This window comes from Ruegeria sp. HKCCD6119 (genome assembly GCF_013110585.1).
Lineage (GTDB): Bacteria > Pseudomonadota > Alphaproteobacteria > Rhodobacterales > Rhodobacteraceae > Ruegeria.
In genome coordinates this window covers 454,844-471,049 of record NZ_WVQV01000001.1, presented here as the reverse complement: position 1 = coordinate 471,049, position 16,206 = coordinate 454,844, and the positions used below count along the sequence as shown (strand labels likewise).

The following is a 16,206-nucleotide window of genomic DNA, read 5'->3' as shown; positions in this document are numbered from 1 at the left end:
GCACACTTTGGCGTTAGGTTATCCGGCAAGTTCGGCGCGATTTAGCGCACAATGTGACCAAAGTTCGTCCATCGCCTGCACCAGACGGTTCATTTCGTCGGGTCCATGCACCGGAGACGGGGTAAAACGCAGACGCTCGGTTCCGCGCGGGACGGTCGGGAAATTGATCGGTTGCACGTAAATGCCATAATCGTCCAGCAGCATATCGCTGAGCTTCTTGGTGTGCACCGGATTGCCGACGATCACAGGCACGATATGGCTGCCGTGGTCGATCAGCGGAAGGCCCATTCCCTTCAGCCGCAGCTTGAGGATCTTCGCCTGAGTCTGGTGCTGCTCGCGCAGCTCAGACGCGGTTTTCAGGTGCGCAACGGATGCAGCAGCTCCTGCGGCAACTGCCGGCGGCAACGATGTCGTAAAGATAAAGCCCGGCGCATAAGACCGCACGGCATCGCACATCTTTGCGCTGGCGGCGATATAGCCCCCCATGACGCCATAGGCCTTGGCCAGAGTGCCATTAATGATGTCGATCCGATGTGCCAGCCGGTCACGCTCGGTCACGCCGCCACCGCGCGGGCCATACATGCCCACCGCGTGCACTTCGTCGATATAGGTCAGCGCGCCGAATTCATCTGCCAGATCGCAGATTTCTTCGATCGGACCAAAATCACCGTCCATCGAATAGACAGATTCAAAGGCGATCAGCTTGGGTGCGGCGGGATCGTCCGCCTCAAGCAATTCGCGCAGATGCGCCACGTCGTTATGACGGAAGATGCGCTTGGCCCCGCCGTTTCGGCGCACCCCTTCTATCATCGAAGCATGGTTCAGCGCGTCAGAATAGATGATCAGCCCCGGAAACAGCTTGGGCAGCGTGCTGAGCGTGGCGTCGTTGGCGATATACGCGCTGGTGAACAAAAGCGCGGCTTCCTTGCCATGCAGATCTGCCAGCTCGGCCTCGAGCCGTTTGTGATAGACCGTTGTCCCCGAGATGTTGCGCGTACCGCCCGACCCGGCACCTGCGGCTTCGACCGCCTCGTGCATTGCGTTCAGAACAACAGGGTGCTGGCCCATGCCCAGATAGTCATTGCCGCACCATACGGTGATGTTCTGCTGCGAGCCGTCCGGGCGCGTGCGCACCGCGTGCGGAAAATGACCGTTGCGACGTTCGATATCGATAAAGGTCCGGTAACGTCCTTCGTCATGCAGCCTGGCAATCGCTGAATCGAGCTGAGCAGTATAGTCCAACGGACCCTCCTTGAATGCCCGTTTCCGGTTTCCCTTGGGCAATTAGTCTGCCACATCCCACAGCTTAACCTGTATCAGCAGCTTTGTGTTACTTTATTCAGCTGGTTACAGCCGAACAGGTGAACCCAACTTTGATTTGCATCAAATATAAGTTTGCAATGCTCACGGCAAGTAGAGTTCCGGCTATCGGACGCGTGGAAACGACGCAGCCCGCCCAACGTCATTCGTGGGCTTTTGATTGCATGAACAATTCAGATCAACCGCTCTGGACGGCGCTGTCAACGCTGCTAGGGTTCGCCCGAACACTGACAAGCAGGAGATCCCCATGTCGCTAGACACCGTGCTGAACCGGATTGACGAAGATCTGCAAACCTCGATCGACCGCCTGATGGAGCTGCTGCGCATCCCTTCGATCTCAACCGATCCCGCGTACAAGGCCGACGTCAGCCGTGCAGCCGACTGGCTGGTTGCCGACCTCAATAGTATCGGAATTGCAGCAGAAAAACGGGAAACTCCGGGGCACCCGATGGTCGTAGGCCATGTGGGCGAGGACTCGGATGCACCCCATATCCTGTTTTATGGCCATTATGATGTGCAACCTGTCGATCCGTTGAACCTTTGGACGCGCGACCCGTTCGACCCCGCCATCGAAGATACCGAGCACGGCCCCGTTATCCGCGGGCGCGGCGCATCGGACGACAAAGGTCAGTTGATGACATTCGTCGAAGCCTGCCGCGCCTGGAAAGCGGTGCACGGATCCCTGCCCTGCCGCATCACCTTCTTCTTTGAAGGCGAAGAGGAATCCGGCTCACCCTCTCTGGTCCCCTTCCTCGAAGAAAACGCGGCCGAACTCAAAGCGGATCTGGCGCTGGTTTGCGATACATCCATGGTATCGCGAGGTGTTCCGTCGATTGCCGCGCAGCTTCGTGGCATGCTGAAGGACGAGTTCACCATCATCGGGCCCCGCATCGATCTGCACTCCGGCCATTACGGTGGCCCGGGGCTGAACCCGCTGCGCGAGCTGTCGAAAATCGTTGCCTCATTCTATGATGACGAAACCGGGCGTGTCGCGGTCGATGGTTTCTATGAAGGCGTTCATGAAGTGCCCCAGGACCAGCTGCGCCAGTGGCAGAATTGCGGCTTCGATGAAGCGGATTATCTGAATTCGGTCGGCTATACCCAGCCGCACGGCGAAAAAGCCTATTCGACGCTCGAACAGCAATGGGCGCGCCCGACACTTGAGGTGAACGGGCTCTGGGGCGGATACAATGGCGCAGGCTCGAAAACCGTTATCCCTTCGGAAGCGCATTGTAAAATCACGTGCCGACTGGTGGGCGATATGGACCCCGACGCGCTGCGCAGCAAGATCCGCAAACATGTCGAGGATCGCCTGTCCCCGGATGCAAAAGTTGTCTGGGACAACGATCTGGAAGGTTCGCCCGCTTCAGTCATGAATATCGATCGCCCGGAATTCGAGGCCGCGCGCAAAGCACTGTCGGACGAGTGGGACCGCGAAGCGGTGTTTACCGGCATGGGCGGCTCGATCCCCGTCGTCGGGTATTTCAATACCGTTCTGGGGCTGGATTCGATGCTGGTCGGCTATGCCAACGAGGATGACGCCATCCATTCGCCGAATGAGAAATACGACGTCAAAAGCTTCCACAAGGGTATCCGTTCTTGGGCCCGCATTCTGGATGCTTTGAACCAGTAACGGATTTCAGCGAGGCTCTGCCTCGCGCTCCGGGATATTTGCCGCCAGATGAATAAAGGATCCCTTGTTCATCTGGCACAAAATATCCCGGGGGAGCCGCGCGCAGCAAGGCGGGGGCAGAGCCCCCTGCCCGACCGCAACACGCCTATGACGTTACATATGGATCACGCGACCATACGCATCCAACACGCTTTCATGCATCATTTCTGACAGAGTCGGGTGCGGGAAGACCGTGTTCATCAGGTCTTCTTCGGTGGTCTCCAGCTGCCGCCCAACCACATAGCCCTGAATCAGTTCCGTGACTTCCGCGCCGATCATATGGGCCCCCAGCAATTCGCCTGTCTTGGCGTCGAACACGGTTTTGATCAGACCTTCCGGTTCGCCCAGAGCAATGGCCTTACCGTTGCCGATGAAGGGGAAGCGACCGACTTTGACGTCGTAACCCAGCTCTTTGGCCTTGGCTTCGGTATATCCCACCGAGGCCACCTGCGGCTGACAATAGGTACATCCGGCGATGCTTTCGGGCTTGACCGGATGCGCATGCTGGCCCGCGATCAGATCGGCAACCATGACACCTTCGTGGCTGGCTTTATGTGCAAGCCAGGGCGCGCCCGCGATGTCACCGATCGCATAAAGGCCATCGACGCCGGTGCGGCAATATTCATCCGTCACCACATGCGTGCGGTCGATCTTGACGCCCAGTGCCTCGAGCCCGAGGTTTTCGACATTCCCAACAATCCCGACAGCCGAGATAACGGTGTCGAACTCGTGCTTTTCAACCTTGCCCTTGACCTCGATATGAGCGGTGACCTTGCCCTTGCCGCGATCCAACTGCTTGACCATGGCTTTTTCCATGATGGTCATGCCTTGCTTGATGAAGGCTTTCTTGGCCAAGGCACTGATTTCCGCATCCTCCACGGGCAACACGCGGTCCATCACCTCGACCACCGTCGTGTCGGCCCCCAGCGTGTTGTAGAAACTGGCAAATTCGATGCCGATCGCGCCCGAGCCGATGACCAGCAGTTTCTTTGGCATCCGGGGCGGTTGCAGCGCGTGCTTGTACGTCCAGACCAGATCGCCGTCAGCCTCGAGACCGGGCAGTTCGCGGGCCCGTGCGCCGGTTGCAAGAATGATGTTCTTGGCCGTCAGTTCTTCGGTGCCCTTGTCGGTCTTGACGCTGACTTTGCCTTTTGCGGGGATTGTTGCCTCCCCCATCACCACGGCGACTTTGTTCTTTTTCAGCAGATGGCCGATGCCGCCCGAAAGCTGCCCGGCAACACCACGGGACCTCTTGACGACCGCGTCCAGATCGTAACCGATCTTGTCGGCCTTCAATCCGAAATCCTTGGCGCGTTCCATCAGATGGAACACTTCGGAGGACCGCAGCAATGCCTTGGTGGGAATGCACCCCCAGTTCAGGCAGATGCCACCAAGGTGCTCGCGCTCGACCACGACGGTTTTCAGACCAAGCTGGGCCGCACGGATGGCGGCGACATAGCCACCGGGGCCAGCCCCGATTACGATCAGATCATAGGATTGTGCAGCCATGTGTTCCTCTCGGCGCAGGTGGTGAAAATTTAGTTTACCATTAAACTATTTCCAGAAACGCATCAACACGCCTTCCCGCGACAAATGAGACGCAAGGTAAACCATGCCTGAATGTGCGGATTTCAGCCTATACCCCGGCCCGCGCTATGGCTAGAACGGAACTGCCGACGCCGCTCGGACATTCGTGAAGACATTGAATTCAAGGGGTTTACCATGGCCAAAACACTGAAAGATCTGGCGCTTGCTCTGCTTAACGCAACTTTGATACTTGTGGCGCTTTGCTTGTTTTTAGGCTGGAAGCTGGCATCGAAAGTCGAAAGCGTCTCGGCAGAATTCTCAACGGCCGTACAGGTTCTTGCCCCTTTTCGGGATGAGGCGAAGGGCATTCGGGGCGAACTTTCCGCGTTGCGTGACGATTTGGCGACGCTGATGAAGGAAAATCAGGTTACGGACAGTCAAACCGCTCAAAATATCCAGGCAACATTGCGCCGCCTGAACGCGGTTGAACAAAAGCTGCAATCTGCGCAGGAGCGATTCACAGAACTTGCAGAGACACCAGAGGTTCTGATCGCCCAAGCCATACAGACCGGAGCAGACATCGCATCCGAACGCGTCCTGGCGTTCAAAGGATGTGAGCCGGGATCCTGAAGCGCCCCGCGCGAACAACCGAGGCGCACAACATGTATCTGCGATCTCAGGCCATCGCTTGCAGTTGTCGTACGGTGCTGCCATAGCCGCCCATGTCGACGTAAGCCACTTCATGGGGGGTTGAGCTGCGCGACAGTGCTTTGTTCCGGTAAGGGAAACGACCGAACTTGCGGATCACTTCACGATGCGCACGGGCGTGCAGCAGATTGCTTGTATCGCCGCTTAGGTTCTGACAGATCAGACGCACGCAGCGTTCCTGATCACACAGATTTTCCGAATGCATCATCGGCAGGTAAAAGAACTGCCGGGCCGGTTCATCGATCTTCTTGTCCCAACCTCTGTCCACCGCGCATTTCGCAGCCGCCAGGGCCGCTCGGTCCGTCGCGAAAGCACGCGCTTGCCCGCGGAACATGTTGCGTGGAAATTGGTCCGTCAAAATTATGTAAGCCAGTGACCCGCTGGGATAGGTCAGCCAGAGCGAAAACTTGCCCTCGGCCGCAGCCTCCCAGGTTGATTGAAAACGTGCGCGGATTTCTGAATCCAGCGCTTCATCCTCACTGTACCAGCCCTTTGGACCCACCTCATCTAACCAAAAACTCAATACTTCTTCAGGCGTTACCATTGCCTTAAACTCCGTCTTGTGCCCGTAGTCTGGACGTAACGTCATTTAAGGCCGTTTTGCAGAACTGTTACAGTAACATATTGCAACACTTGCGACATAATCCTGTGTCCTAGGCATCTTCCTGCTCAGCCTGTTCGGCCTCGGCGGCTTCGATGGCGACTTCCTGTGCCACTTCAAACGCAACTGGCGAAGCTGTTGGATACAGCGTCGACATTGTGCCGGTTTCGTCCACAGGTATCGATGCCCGCTGCGTCGTCCGATACAGGGCGTAAAGTGCCATTGCGAGTAACAGTGCCGCAATAAAGAGAAAAAAGCCCGGTGGCCCGAATACGGCATCCCCCATCAGCCATCCGGTGATCACCGGCCCAGCAATCGCGCCCAGACCGTTGATGAATACCAGCCCACCGGATGCGGCCGCCATGTCCTCGTGATCCAAAAAGTCATTCGCATGCGCAATCAGCAAGGAGTAAAGCGGGTTGGACATACCGCCGATCAGGAAAGCCGAAGCTAGCAGAATTGGAAACGATCCGCCCATCATCATAGCGATCGTTGCGCCACCGGCGCCGGCGAGCGCTACAAGCAGGATCAGAAAGCGGCGATCCATACGATCAGAAAACCAGCCCAAAGGGTATTGCAGGACCACCGCACCAACATAAAACGCTGCAACGAAGGTCGAAATTTCAACTAGCGACAACCCTGCCCGGGCGCCATACACCGCCGCCATGCCGAACTGCGCCGAAAACACGCCCCCCAGAAGAAACATGCCCACGCAGCCCAGAGGCGAGGTTTCCAGTAGTTTCTTCAGGGTCATCGGTTTGGTGGTATCAAAGGCCGGTGTGGGCGAGATTGACAGCAAAATCGGTGCGAAGGACACTGAAACTAGGATCGAGGCGATCACAAAGGTCTCGTAACCGGCCGGGTCACCAACAAGAACAAGCGCCTGCGCACTGATGATCCCCGTCATCTGGACGATCATATAGAGCGACAGCGCCTGCCCGCGATTTTCGTTGCTGGCCGCATTGTTGAGCCAGCTTTCGGCGGTGACATAGACGCCCGAAAAACAGAACCCGATCACCACCCGGCCCAGAATCCATGCGATCGGGTTTGTCAGCATGGGATACATAATCATCACGGCTGAAATGAACGACGCAAGGGCCGCAAAGACCCGCACGTGGCCAACACGCCGGATCATCTCGGGCGCAAGGCGTGATCCGCCCAGAAAGCCCAGGAAATAAGCCGACATGACAAAAGACATCTCGAAGGTCGAAAAGCCTTCGATCTCACCCCGCACACCCAGAATCGTGCCCTGAAGGCCGTTTCCGACCATCAGCAACCCCATGCCGAGCAGCAGCGCCCATGCGCTGGAAAGGACCTGAATCATTGGGGCCTCCGACTAATGCCAACCTGTTTTTAATGTCGTTCTGCGATCAAAGACCGCCTGCGTCGCGCTTGTCTACGACATTCCCGATCCGTGATACTGTTTCCGCGCCTCTCAAGGGAACAAAAGCGACGCGTCGCCATAGGAAAAGAACCGGTATTTCCGGGCGATGGCATGCGCGTAGACATCGCGCATCCGATCCTGTCCCATCAGTGCCGAAACCAGCATGAGCAACGTGGATTTCGGCAGATGAAAATTGGTCATCAATGCGTCAGTGACATGGAATTCAAAACCGGGATAGATGAAGATATCCGTTTCGCCTTCCCAGGGTTCAATCTTTCCTGACCTTGCCGCACTTTCGATCAGGCGCAAAGCCGTCGTCCCTACCGGGATCACCCGCCCGCCGGCGACCTTGGTTGCCTGTATCTCGGCGGCGGCGCCGGGGCTTACCTGCCCCCATTCAGCATGCATCTTGTGTGTTGTGACATCCTCAACCTTGACCGGAAGAAAAGTCCCTGCCCCCACATGAAGCGTCACATGCGTGAAGCTTACCCCCCGTTTTGCCAACGCCCGCATCAGCGCCTCATCGAAATGCAACGATGCGGTCGGGGCGGCCACGGCGCCTGAATGATTTGCCCAGATGGTCTGATAGTCCGTCTTGTCCCGTTCATCAGCCGGACGTTTGGCTGCGATGTAGGGCGGCAAAGGCATTGCTCCGGCCTGATCCAGCGCCGCGTCGAAATCCTCGCCGCTGAGATTGAAGCGCAGATGCGCCTGGCCATCCGCAACCCTGTCCAGCGTGGCGCTGAGATCGTCCGAGAAGACAATCTCTTCCCCAAGCTTCACCTTCTTGAGCGGCTTGATCAACGCAGACCACGTGCCATCGGCCTGTGGATCCAGCAAAGTGGCCTCGATCCCTGCGGAAACCGGCCCCTGCGCGCTGTCTCGGTGACGCCGGCCGTTCAGTCGCGCCGGAATAACCCGTGTGTCATTCAACACCAGCCGGTCGCCGGGCCGCAAGAAATCGGGCAGGTCGAAAACATGGCTGTCCGTGATTGCATCCCCCTGCGCCACCAGCAAACGCGCAGAGGAACGCGGGCTGGCCGGCCGCGTGGCGATCAGGTCTTCGGGCAGATGGAAATCAAAATCGCTAAGTTTCATGCCCGCGCCTTACAACCCTGCATCAGATTCGGCCATATCCTGTCAGCGGTCACTTGGGGATGAGCCGAATGTGCGTTTGGGTTCATCCGGCTTCTGCGGCACTGCGTTCGGACCATCCTGAGCTTTGGGTGCCGGGGCGCGCATCAGGTCGCGCAGGAACAGAGGTGCGAGACCGGACAACGGATTTACCGACACTTTGGGCGAGGCAAGCGGGCCGGTCAGAGTGTAGTTGAAGCCAAAAACGCCTTCACCCTTGCGCGTAAACACGCTGCCAACTGCGTTGAGCAGGTATATGGGCGAGATCGCACCGCGCAGGTTCAGCAATCCGTTCACCGTGTCGATGGTGCCATCAAAAGACAGGCCCATCGACGGGCCGACGGCACTGCCGCTGAGCACTTTGATGTCTGTGGGGGTGACACGCATCCGGCTGTCGATTGCCGCAAAAAAGATACCCTGCCCCGCCATTTCATCCAACAGGCCCACAAGGCTGATGGCATTCAGCAAGGCCGCCATGGCCGGGGCGTCGGTGATCCGTGTGTTGGTGATTCTCAGTATCACGTCATAGCTGCCGGCTGCGGCCACAGGTTCGAGCTTGAGGGTCATTTCTCCGCCCCGCGCCTGTGTCAGTACTCCGGCCGATCGCAGCACGGATCCCGCATCTTGCGACGTCAGGTCAACGGCACTTCGGTTCCCTCTGGGGCTGACCTGCCCCCTGACCGGCGCGCCACCATTGACCTGCGCGGTGAAGTTCCCTTGTATTCCGCCGGTCGTCTGAAAGGCACCCTGGAACCCGGTCAGCGCGACGGTTTCCGTAACCTGAAGGCGATCCAGCGTCACGTCCAGTTTCGGCCCGGCACCGCCCCCGCCGCCCGATCCGCCGCTTTCGCCGAAATTCGCGCGGCCCATATCAAGGACGCCGCCAAGCACACGGATATCCGGCATGGCGTTTCCGCGCCCGATCAGCTCTGCCGGGACCGCCAGCCAATCGCCCAGGTCAAAAGAGGTGAAGCGAACCCGGTCATATTCGCCGTTTTCACGAAACGTGATGGAGGCTGTTGTACGCAAACCCGCTGCATTTATGCGCAGGCTATCCACCTTCAACTGCGACCCCAAAGTCGCTTCGGCCGTCAGAGAGCCGGTCGAATTGGCCCCCTTTCTCCAACCAAGTTCGGGTATGGCCAGCGCGACACCCTGCAAATCGGACGTGACGGACAATTTCGGGGCAACCCCGGCGCCGAGCCCCAACGTGATATCTGCAATCCCTTTGCCGGTCAGCATCCCCGGAGGCAGACCGGCGCCGATCTCATCCATCAATCGCGGCGACAGCTCGATCTGACCGGTCAGGGTGCTTCGCTGTTCAGACTTGCCGTCTATCGGCTGCCGCCAGAGCGCCGTCAGCGGTACGTCCCCGAACTGCCCCTGCCCCTGAATCTGAACGCCGGACTGATCACCAGAAAGGGCCAGAAGATCAGCACTGATGTCAAATCCGGGCACCAAGCGGTCACTGAACAGGTTGGCCAACCTTCCGTCGAAATGGAACTCGGTCTCGTCAAACTTGAGACCCTTTTTCAAGGGCAGGGAAAGGGTTCCCGCAAGCGACACCGTTCCTTTTGCTACATCAACGGGTAACCCCGCCTTGCTGAGCAATTCCAGCGGAGGCCGGTCCAACAAAGACAACGCGGCCGTCACGCTGCCTTTGGCCTGAATGCGCGCAATCGCCGGCGCGGATTTCTTGATATCCGTATCGGGTATGATGAAGGACGTCCCCGACGCATCAACAGCACCGCCGTCATCCGCAATCACAACGCCCTGCTGCGCAGTGACGGTAAAGCGTTGATTGAGCAAGCTGGCCTGACCCTGAGCGTTTTCGATCGGCGGCAGGGTTTTGACAAATCGGACCTTCGCCTTTTCAAACCCGAAATCCAGATAGAGATCGGGTTTGGATCCGGGCAGCAGGCGCAGGGCAAAATCCATATCCGACAGAACCCCTTCGTACAGGTTTTCGGTCACCCACTCTCGCGGTTTCGGGGCCAGACGTTCGGGCCAGTAACTGAGCACCTTGTCTGAGGTCATCTGATCCAAATGGGCATCCAGCTTGACGGCCCAACCATCCGGCCGCCCGGTCAGGACACCAAAGGCACGCACCGTGTGACCCGGATCTTCTATGGTCATCTGACCCAGATTCAGTTGGAACGGATTGAGGGCCATCTTGAAATCCAGGCTGGCCCGCGAAAGCTGAATAGGCTGCGGGAACAGGTTTGCCGGGTTTACGTTGATACCGGACAGCCGCAACTGTGCAGACAGGCTGTCCAGCACGCCATCTTCCACACCTTCCAGAAACGCCTTTCCGTCAGCCTGTACTTCACCCCAGGCCGAGACCACCGAAACTTCGTTGAAATTCAGGATCTGGCCTTCGGGATCATAGGTGAAATAGGTGCGCGCTGCTTCGAAAGGAACCGGGCGTGTTTCCGGGTTTGGCTGCACCGCCCCCGCCCCCAGATTCAGCGTGGCGTACAAGGTTCCTATCGCGCCGTTTTCATCGACACCACCGCGCAAGGCACCCGAGATCGGGGCCCGCAGAACCTGCAACCAGGCAAGTGCGGGCGTTTGGCCCGCGATGTCCTCGGCCGGAAGATCGGTGACCGAGATTCCGAAATGTGCGGCAGGTGTGCCCAGAACGCTTGTATAATTGGCCTCGATGGCACTGACATAGTCACGCCCCGCCAGAACCGAAAACCCGGTTGCCAAGCGCACTTCGTTGCCGGCTCGGTTGGCTTGAATATGCCCACCGTCCAGAATCCAGGACCGCTCCTGCCGAAGATCTCGATAATCCAGTGTGATCGCATCAAGCTCGACCGAGGTCAGCGCCGACAGGGCCGGAGACAGGAAGACCTGATCCGAAGCCTCGATAAGCTGTGCCAGGTTCGGGGCCTCCTGCACCGGTGCGCTGCCGGACCCGACCGTAAGGCTCAGCGCCCCGTCCTTGTCTCGGGTCACGGCGACCTGCGCACCCCTTAGAATTATCCTTTTGGGACGAACGTGCCCCCGCAACAAGGGGCGCATCGCCAGACTGGCGCGCATGTCGGACACCTGCGCAATTTGCCGACCCTCAGCGTCGCTGATGGCCACATCGGTCAGACGCAGACGGGGTCGCCATCCCTCGTGAATGATGAAACTCACGTCGCCAAACCGGATTTGCAGCCCGCCCAATGCCTGTTCAAGCCGCGCCTCGACCCTGTCCCGCAGCCAGACGGGTGCGTGCATTCTTTGCCCGACAACCATGAAACCGGTGAACAGCGCCAGCAACACCAGCACGAAAGTGCCGCGCATGGCCCACAGACCAGCGGCCCGACGGCGAGACCGACGGCGCGCGGGCTTAACGGGCCGTGCTCCGTCACCGTCTTCGTGCTGCTTCAAATTGCTATCCACGCCTTCCAACCCGCACGCGTTGCCCTATGATATCAGGCAGCCTTTAAAAACCTTTAGCGGAGTTTCCAATGCCCGACGTTTCAGACATCGCCCCTGACTTCACTTTGCCGCGCGACGGCGGCGGCGAGGTGACGCTTTCGGCGTTGCGCGGTAGCACCGTGGTTCTGTTTTTCTACCCCCGCGATGATACGCCGGGCTGCACCAAGGAATCCATCGGTTTCTCGGAACAACTTCAGGCCTTTGCCGATGCGGGCGCACAAGTTTTCGGCATCTCGCGCGACAGCGTCGCCAAACATGACAAATTCGTCGCCAAGCATGGGCTGACCACACCGCTGTTGTCGGATGAGAGCTCGACCGTCTGTGAAGACTACGGCGTGTGGGTCGAAAAAAACATGTACGGGCGCAAATCGATGGGGATCGAGCGTTCGACTTTTATCATCGATCCCGAAGGCAAAATTGCCCGCGTTTGGCGCAAGGTCAAAGTTCCCGGCCACGTGGACGAGGTGCTGGAAGCCGTGCGCGCGCTGTAACGTCCTCGACCACGGTCGCCATCCGGTTTAAGAGCCACAGGACCAACCAGGCGGAGAATAATGGTGTCCAAATCGCTGACTCAGATGGCGACCGAAGTTCTTGCAACGGCGGAAGGTCGGGAAAAGACCGCCCTGTCCAAACAGCACGCCGTAGCGTGGTTTGCCTCGCGCAAGGGCGACGCGCCCCCGATCGAGATCGGTACGGCATCTCCCCCATTGCGACCCGCGCGCCCGGAACGGCCCGAACTCCTGTCTCCGCGCGAGGTGCCAAAGCGCAAACCGGGCACCGAGGCGGGCCGCATCGCCCTTTTGCACGCCGTGGCGCATATCGAACTGAACGCCGTCGATCTGCATTGGGATATCATTGCCCGCTTTGGCCATGTGCCGATGCCGATCGGGTTTTATGACGATTGGGTAAAATGCGCCGAAGAGGAATCGCGCCATTTCGAGATGGTCTGCGATTGTCTGGAACAAATGGGCAGCCATTATGGCGCCTTGCCCGCCCATGCGGGAATGTGGCGCGCGGCCGAGGACACCGCAGACGACCTGATGGGACGGCTTGCGGTCGTGCCGATGGTGCTCGAAGCGCGTGGTCTGGATGTGACGCCCGGCATGATCGAGATTTTTCGTAAGGCCAAGTCTGAACAGGCCATCGCGGCGCTTGAGGTGATCTATGCCGAAGAAGTCGGCCATGTCGCTTATGGGTCCAAGTGGTTTCACTTCCTGTGCGGCCGTGAAAACACGGACCCCAAGGATGTGTTTCACGCATTGGTACGCCGGTATTTCCACGGCGTCCTCAAACCACCCTTCAACGAGGAAAAACGGGCCGAGGCCGGGTTGCCGCCCGATTTCTACTGGCCGCTGACCGAAGACCTGCCCACGCCCGGCGGAATCCCAAACTGACGCCTCAAGATTGTTTTCGGCAATTTCCCGCCGATCTTTGGGGGGATTTCTACGCAGTTGGCGCCGGACTGATCAACAAACTTGCCCGAACGCTGCCTGCCCTTTATGCAGTCGGCCCAAGGAGCGGCCGGCACCCACAACCGGTCCCGATCTTGGGGATGAGAGGTAGGACGCGTGCGAACACGTCTGGCAATAAAAATACACTCCGCATTTGAACGGTACTTTCCGGAACGCCGGGTTTTTCTGAAGTCTGACAAAGATACACGTTTTATCCGTCTCAGCTCGGAAACGCAGGTGGTCGCGGTGGCCGGTGTTGCCGTCATGGTCGGATGGACCGCGGTAGCAACTGCCATTCTGCTGATGGACAGCATTGGTTCGGGCAACTTCCGGGAACAGGCGAAACGCGACCAGGCAACCTATCAAGAACGATTGAATATCCTGTCCGCAGAACGCGACGCCCGTGCGCAGGAAGCGCTCGCCGCTCAGGATCGTTTCAATGCCGCGCTGGAACAGATATCCGCCATGCAGTCCGAACTGCTGGCTTCGGAAAACCGCCGTCGCGAACTTGAGACGGGGATCGAAGTCATTCAGACCACGCTGCGCACCACCATGAAACAGCGCGAAGATGCGCGGAAGGAACTGGCGGCGCTGAAGCAGGAAAACAGCAAGGCTGACATGTACGTAACGGCCTCCAGCGCGCCGGTACAGATGGCCTTCATGACGGATGCTCTGGCGCGCACGGCCGAGGAACGCGATCAGATCGCCGCCGACGCCCGAGAGGCACTGGACCAGCGCGATGATCTTGAGCTGGAAATCCGCCTTATGCAGGAACGCAGCGACGAGATTTTCCGACAGCTGGAAGAGGCCATGGTGATCTCGGTCGAGCCGCTGGACAAGATGTTCCGTCAGGCGGGAATGCCAACAGACCGCATCATCGAAGAGGTCCGGCGCGGATATAGCGGTATGGGCGGTCCGCTGACCCCTTTATCCCTTAGCACGCGCGGTGAGGTGGACGAGGTGTCCGCCGAGGAAGCCCGCGCGAATACATTGCTGAAACAGATGGATCAGCTGAACCTTTACCGACTTGCTGCGGAAAAGGCCCCCTTTGCCAATCCCGTACATTCGGCCGTGCGTTTCACCAGCGGCTATGGCAGCCGGCGCGACCCCAAAACCGGTGGTCGCCGGATGCATAACGGGGTCGATTTCGCAGGGCCGCAAGGCACGGACATCTTTGCGACAGCAGACGGCGTCGTTACCCACGCAGGCTGGCAATCCGGTTTCGGACGGCTTGTGAAAATCAAGCACGCATTCGGAATTGAGACACTTTACGCTCATAACACCAAGATCAACGTGAAGGTTGGTCAAAGGGTCTCGCGCGGGGATCATATTGCTGATATGGGTAGCACCGGACGGTCGACCGGCACGCATCTGCACTATGAGGTGCGCGTGAACGGAAAACCCGTAAACCCAATGACTTACATCAAGGCTGCGAGAAATGTTTTCTAAAAGCAAAATCAACGAGCCCGCATCCAAGGCACCCGAGGCGGCCAAACCAGCCGCTCCGGCGACCCCAGCGGCCCCTGCACCGACCGAGTCGAAACCTGCCACTGCACCCAAGCCCAAACCGCCTGCGTCGGTTTTGTCTTCGGATCTGCACATCACTGGCAATATCAAAACCTCTGGTGACATACAGGTGGAAGGCACAGTCGAAGGCGACATCCGCGCTCACCTTCTGACCATTGGTGAGTCGGCAACGATCAAAGGTGAAGTCACCGCAGATGACGTCGTGATCAACGGACGTATCGTGGGTCGCGTACGTGGTCTCAAGGTGCGTCTGACATCGACCGCACGTGTCGAAGGCGACATCATCCACAAGACCATCGCCATCGAAAGCGGAGCGCATTTCGAAGGATCCGTACAACGGCAGGACGATCCGCTGAATCCGGGCCGCAGCGCCAAAGCCGGATCGAACCCGGCAGCAGACGTCAAGCAGTAATTCGACCCATCAGGTCAGATCGGAAACGCCGCGGGGAGACCCGCGGCGTTTCTTTTTTGCACCGCAGCCTGAATCCGGGAAACCTGTTTTGATCCCGCCGGGATCACGTTAGGGTCGGGCCATGTTGATTTTTCTGACACTTGCTGCGGTGATCGCCGCAGGTCTGGCCTTTTACTTCTGGTCCAAACGACAGGCGCGCCACGCCCTGTTGGCCGCGCCGTTGACTGACAAGCAACGGCAGCTTGTCGACGCTCAGGTCCCGATCTTGCGGAAACTGCCGCAAGGCCTGCGCGCAAAGCTGGAGGGCAAGATCAACCTGTTCCTGGATCAGGTTGAATTCATCGGGTGTGACGGTCTGGACGTTTCCGAAGACATGCAACTGTCCATCGCCGCGCAAGCCTGTCTGCTGGTTGTGAATACCGATCTCTGGTATGACAATCTGACCACCATCCTGATCTATCCCAGCGCATTCAAATCCAGACAGAGCCGGCACAGCGGCTATGTCGTCACCGAGAGGGAAATCGTGCGCACAGGGGAAAGCTGGAACCGCGGCCCGGTGATCCTGTCCTGGGCGCATAGCCAGCGCGGGGCCATGAACGATCATGACGGCCAAAACGTTGTGTTTCACGAATTTGCACACCAGATCGACGATCTGACAGGGTCGGCCAACGGAGTGCCCGTACTTAGCGACGACCAAAGCTTTTCAGAATGGGAATCCGCATTCCTGACAGCCTATGACGCGCATGTACGCGCCGTTGAATCCGGGCAGCCAACCGTAATCGACCCTTATGGCGCGGAAGGGCACGAGGAGTTTTTCGCCGTTTCGGTTGAAGTGTTCTTTGAGCGGCCAAAGGCCCTGCGCAGGTCGGACCCGGAGGTTTACAAGCAACTGTCCAAGCTGTTTCACCTGGATCCTTCTCAATGGCACTAAGGCTTTGCGACCCCTGGTGCGCGGGTGCCGGGAAAATTCCCCGTTCGGCTCAATTTAACAAAAGTTAATTTATGAATTACACTTAAGCTCATTGCATTGTGGAGGAA

General features: G+C 58.5%; 13 protein-coding genes. 7 read left to right on the top strand and 6 right to left on the bottom strand.

What is annotated here, in order from left to right; genetic code table 11:
• Positions 1-18 precede the first annotated feature (18 nt).
• Positions 19-1,242 (bottom strand): 5-aminolevulinate synthase, encoded by a 1,224-nt coding sequence (hemA, locus tag GS611_RS02385; RefSeq protein WP_152458284.1) that lies wholly within the window; start codon positions 1,240-1,242, stop codon positions 19-21.
• Positions 1,243-1,567: 325 nt separating this feature from the next.
• On the opposite strand from hemA, the gene GS611_RS02380 reads away from it, so the two are divergent.
• On the top strand, positions 1,568-2,953 hold the full coding sequence (locus GS611_RS02380; RefSeq protein WP_171631753.1) for a dipeptidase: 1,386 nt from the start codon (positions 1,568-1,570) through the stop codon (positions 2,951-2,953).
• Between the two features lie 153 nt (positions 2,954-3,106).
• Here the strand turns inward: GS611_RS02380 and lpdA are convergent, their stop codons facing one another.
• On the bottom strand, positions 3,107-4,501 hold the full coding sequence (gene lpdA, locus GS611_RS02375) for a dihydrolipoyl dehydrogenase (protein ID WP_171631749.1): 1,395 nt from the start codon (positions 4,499-4,501) through the stop codon (positions 3,107-3,109).
• Between the two features lie 213 nt (positions 4,502-4,714).
• Here lpdA and GS611_RS02370 point away from each other — a divergent pair, with 213 nt between their 5' ends.
• Positions 4,715-5,149, top strand: coding sequence for a hypothetical protein (locus GS611_RS02370; protein ID WP_171631746.1), 435 nt, complete (start codon positions 4,715-4,717; stop codon positions 5,147-5,149).
• Between the two features lie 46 nt (positions 5,150-5,195).
• On the opposite strand, the gene GS611_RS02365 is transcribed toward GS611_RS02370, so the two are convergent.
• The 4 genes from GS611_RS02365 to GS611_RS02350 form a co-directional block, all read right to left on the bottom strand.
• Positions 5,196-5,771: a DUF924 family protein gene (locus GS611_RS02365; protein WP_171631742.1), complete on the bottom strand. Its 576-nt coding sequence runs from the start codon at positions 5,769-5,771 to the stop codon at positions 5,196-5,198.
• 109 nt (positions 5,772-5,880) lie between these two features.
• Positions 5,881-7,152: an MFS transporter gene (locus GS611_RS02360; RefSeq protein WP_171631739.1), complete on the bottom strand. Its 1,272-nt coding sequence runs from the start codon at positions 7,150-7,152 to the stop codon at positions 5,881-5,883.
• A gap of 111 nt (positions 7,153-7,263) precedes the next feature.
• Positions 7,264-8,310 carry a tRNA preQ1(34) S-adenosylmethionine ribosyltransferase-isomerase QueA gene (queA, locus tag GS611_RS02355; protein WP_171631735.1) on the bottom strand — a complete coding sequence of 349 codons (1,047 nt, stop codon included), beginning with the start codon at positions 8,308-8,310 and terminating at the stop codon, positions 7,264-7,266.
• A 42-nt stretch (positions 8,311-8,352) separates the two neighbouring features.
• Positions 8,353-11,727, bottom strand: coding sequence for a DUF3971 domain-containing protein (locus GS611_RS02350; protein WP_253284943.1), 3,375 nt, complete (start codon positions 11,725-11,727; stop codon positions 8,353-8,355).
• Positions 11,728-11,807: 80 nt separating this feature from the next.
• Between GS611_RS02350 and GS611_RS02345 the strand changes: the two genes are divergently transcribed.
• The 5 genes from GS611_RS02345 (at position 11,808) to GS611_RS02325 (ending at position 16,099) form a co-directional block, all read left to right on the top strand.
• Positions 11,808-12,269, top strand: coding sequence for a peroxiredoxin (locus GS611_RS02345; RefSeq protein WP_171115431.1), 462 nt, complete (start codon positions 11,808-11,810; stop codon positions 12,267-12,269).
• Between the two features lie 60 nt (positions 12,270-12,329).
• Positions 12,330-13,172, top strand: coding sequence for a ferritin-like domain-containing protein (locus GS611_RS02340; protein ID WP_171631731.1), 843 nt, complete (start codon positions 12,330-12,332; stop codon positions 13,170-13,172).
• 174 nt (positions 13,173-13,346) lie between these two features.
• The gene (locus GS611_RS02335; RefSeq protein WP_171631728.1) at positions 13,347-14,678 is read left to right on the top strand and encodes a DUF5930 domain-containing protein; all 1,332 of its coding nucleotides are present in this window, start codon (positions 13,347-13,349) and stop codon (positions 14,676-14,678) included.
• On the top strand, positions 14,668-15,168 hold the full coding sequence (locus GS611_RS02330) for a polymer-forming cytoskeletal protein (protein ID WP_117868644.1): 501 nt from the start codon (positions 14,668-14,670) through the stop codon (positions 15,166-15,168). The genes GS611_RS02335 and GS611_RS02330 overlap by 11 nt, the downstream gene beginning before the upstream one ends.
• A gap of 121 nt (positions 15,169-15,289) precedes the next feature.
• The gene (locus GS611_RS02325; RefSeq protein WP_171631725.1) at positions 15,290-16,099 is read left to right on the top strand and encodes a zinc-dependent peptidase; all 810 of its coding nucleotides are present in this window, start codon (positions 15,290-15,292) and stop codon (positions 16,097-16,099) included.
• Positions 16,100-16,206 lie beyond the last annotated feature (107 nt).

What these genes read in the sequence shown, in the direction of transcription:
- GS611_RS02330 (WP_117868644.1), top strand. Translation starts at nt 14,668, where the DNA reads ATGTTTTCTAAAAGCAAAATCAACGAGCCCGCATCCAAGGCACCCGAG.
- GS611_RS02380 (WP_171631753.1), top strand. Translation starts at nt 1,568, where the DNA reads ATGTCGCTAGACACCGTGCTGAACCGGATTGACGAAGATCTGCAAACC.
- GS611_RS02325 (WP_171631725.1), top strand. Translation starts at nt 15,290, where the DNA reads ATGTTGATTTTTCTGACACTTGCTGCGGTGATCGCCGCAGGTCTGGCC.
- lpdA (WP_171631749.1), bottom strand. Translation starts at nt 4,501, where the DNA reads ATGGCTGCACAATCCTATGATCTGATCGTAATCGGGGCTGGCCCCGGT.
- GS611_RS02340 (WP_171631731.1), top strand. Translation starts at nt 12,330, where the DNA reads ATGGTGTCCAAATCGCTGACTCAGATGGCGACCGAAGTTCTTGCAACG.
- GS611_RS02345 (WP_171115431.1), top strand. Translation starts at nt 11,808, where the DNA reads ATGCCCGACGTTTCAGACATCGCCCCTGACTTCACTTTGCCGCGCGAC.
- GS611_RS02365 (WP_171631742.1), bottom strand. Translation starts at nt 5,771, where the DNA reads ATGGTAACGCCTGAAGAAGTATTGAGTTTTTGGTTAGATGAGGTGGGT.
- GS611_RS02360 (WP_171631739.1), bottom strand. Translation starts at nt 7,152, where the DNA reads ATGATTCAGGTCCTTTCCAGCGCATGGGCGCTGCTGCTCGGCATGGGG.
- GS611_RS02370 (WP_171631746.1), top strand. Translation starts at nt 4,715, where the DNA reads ATGGCCAAAACACTGAAAGATCTGGCGCTTGCTCTGCTTAACGCAACT.
- queA (WP_171631735.1), bottom strand. Translation starts at nt 8,310, where the DNA reads ATGAAACTTAGCGATTTTGATTTCCATCTGCCCGAAGACCTGATCGCC.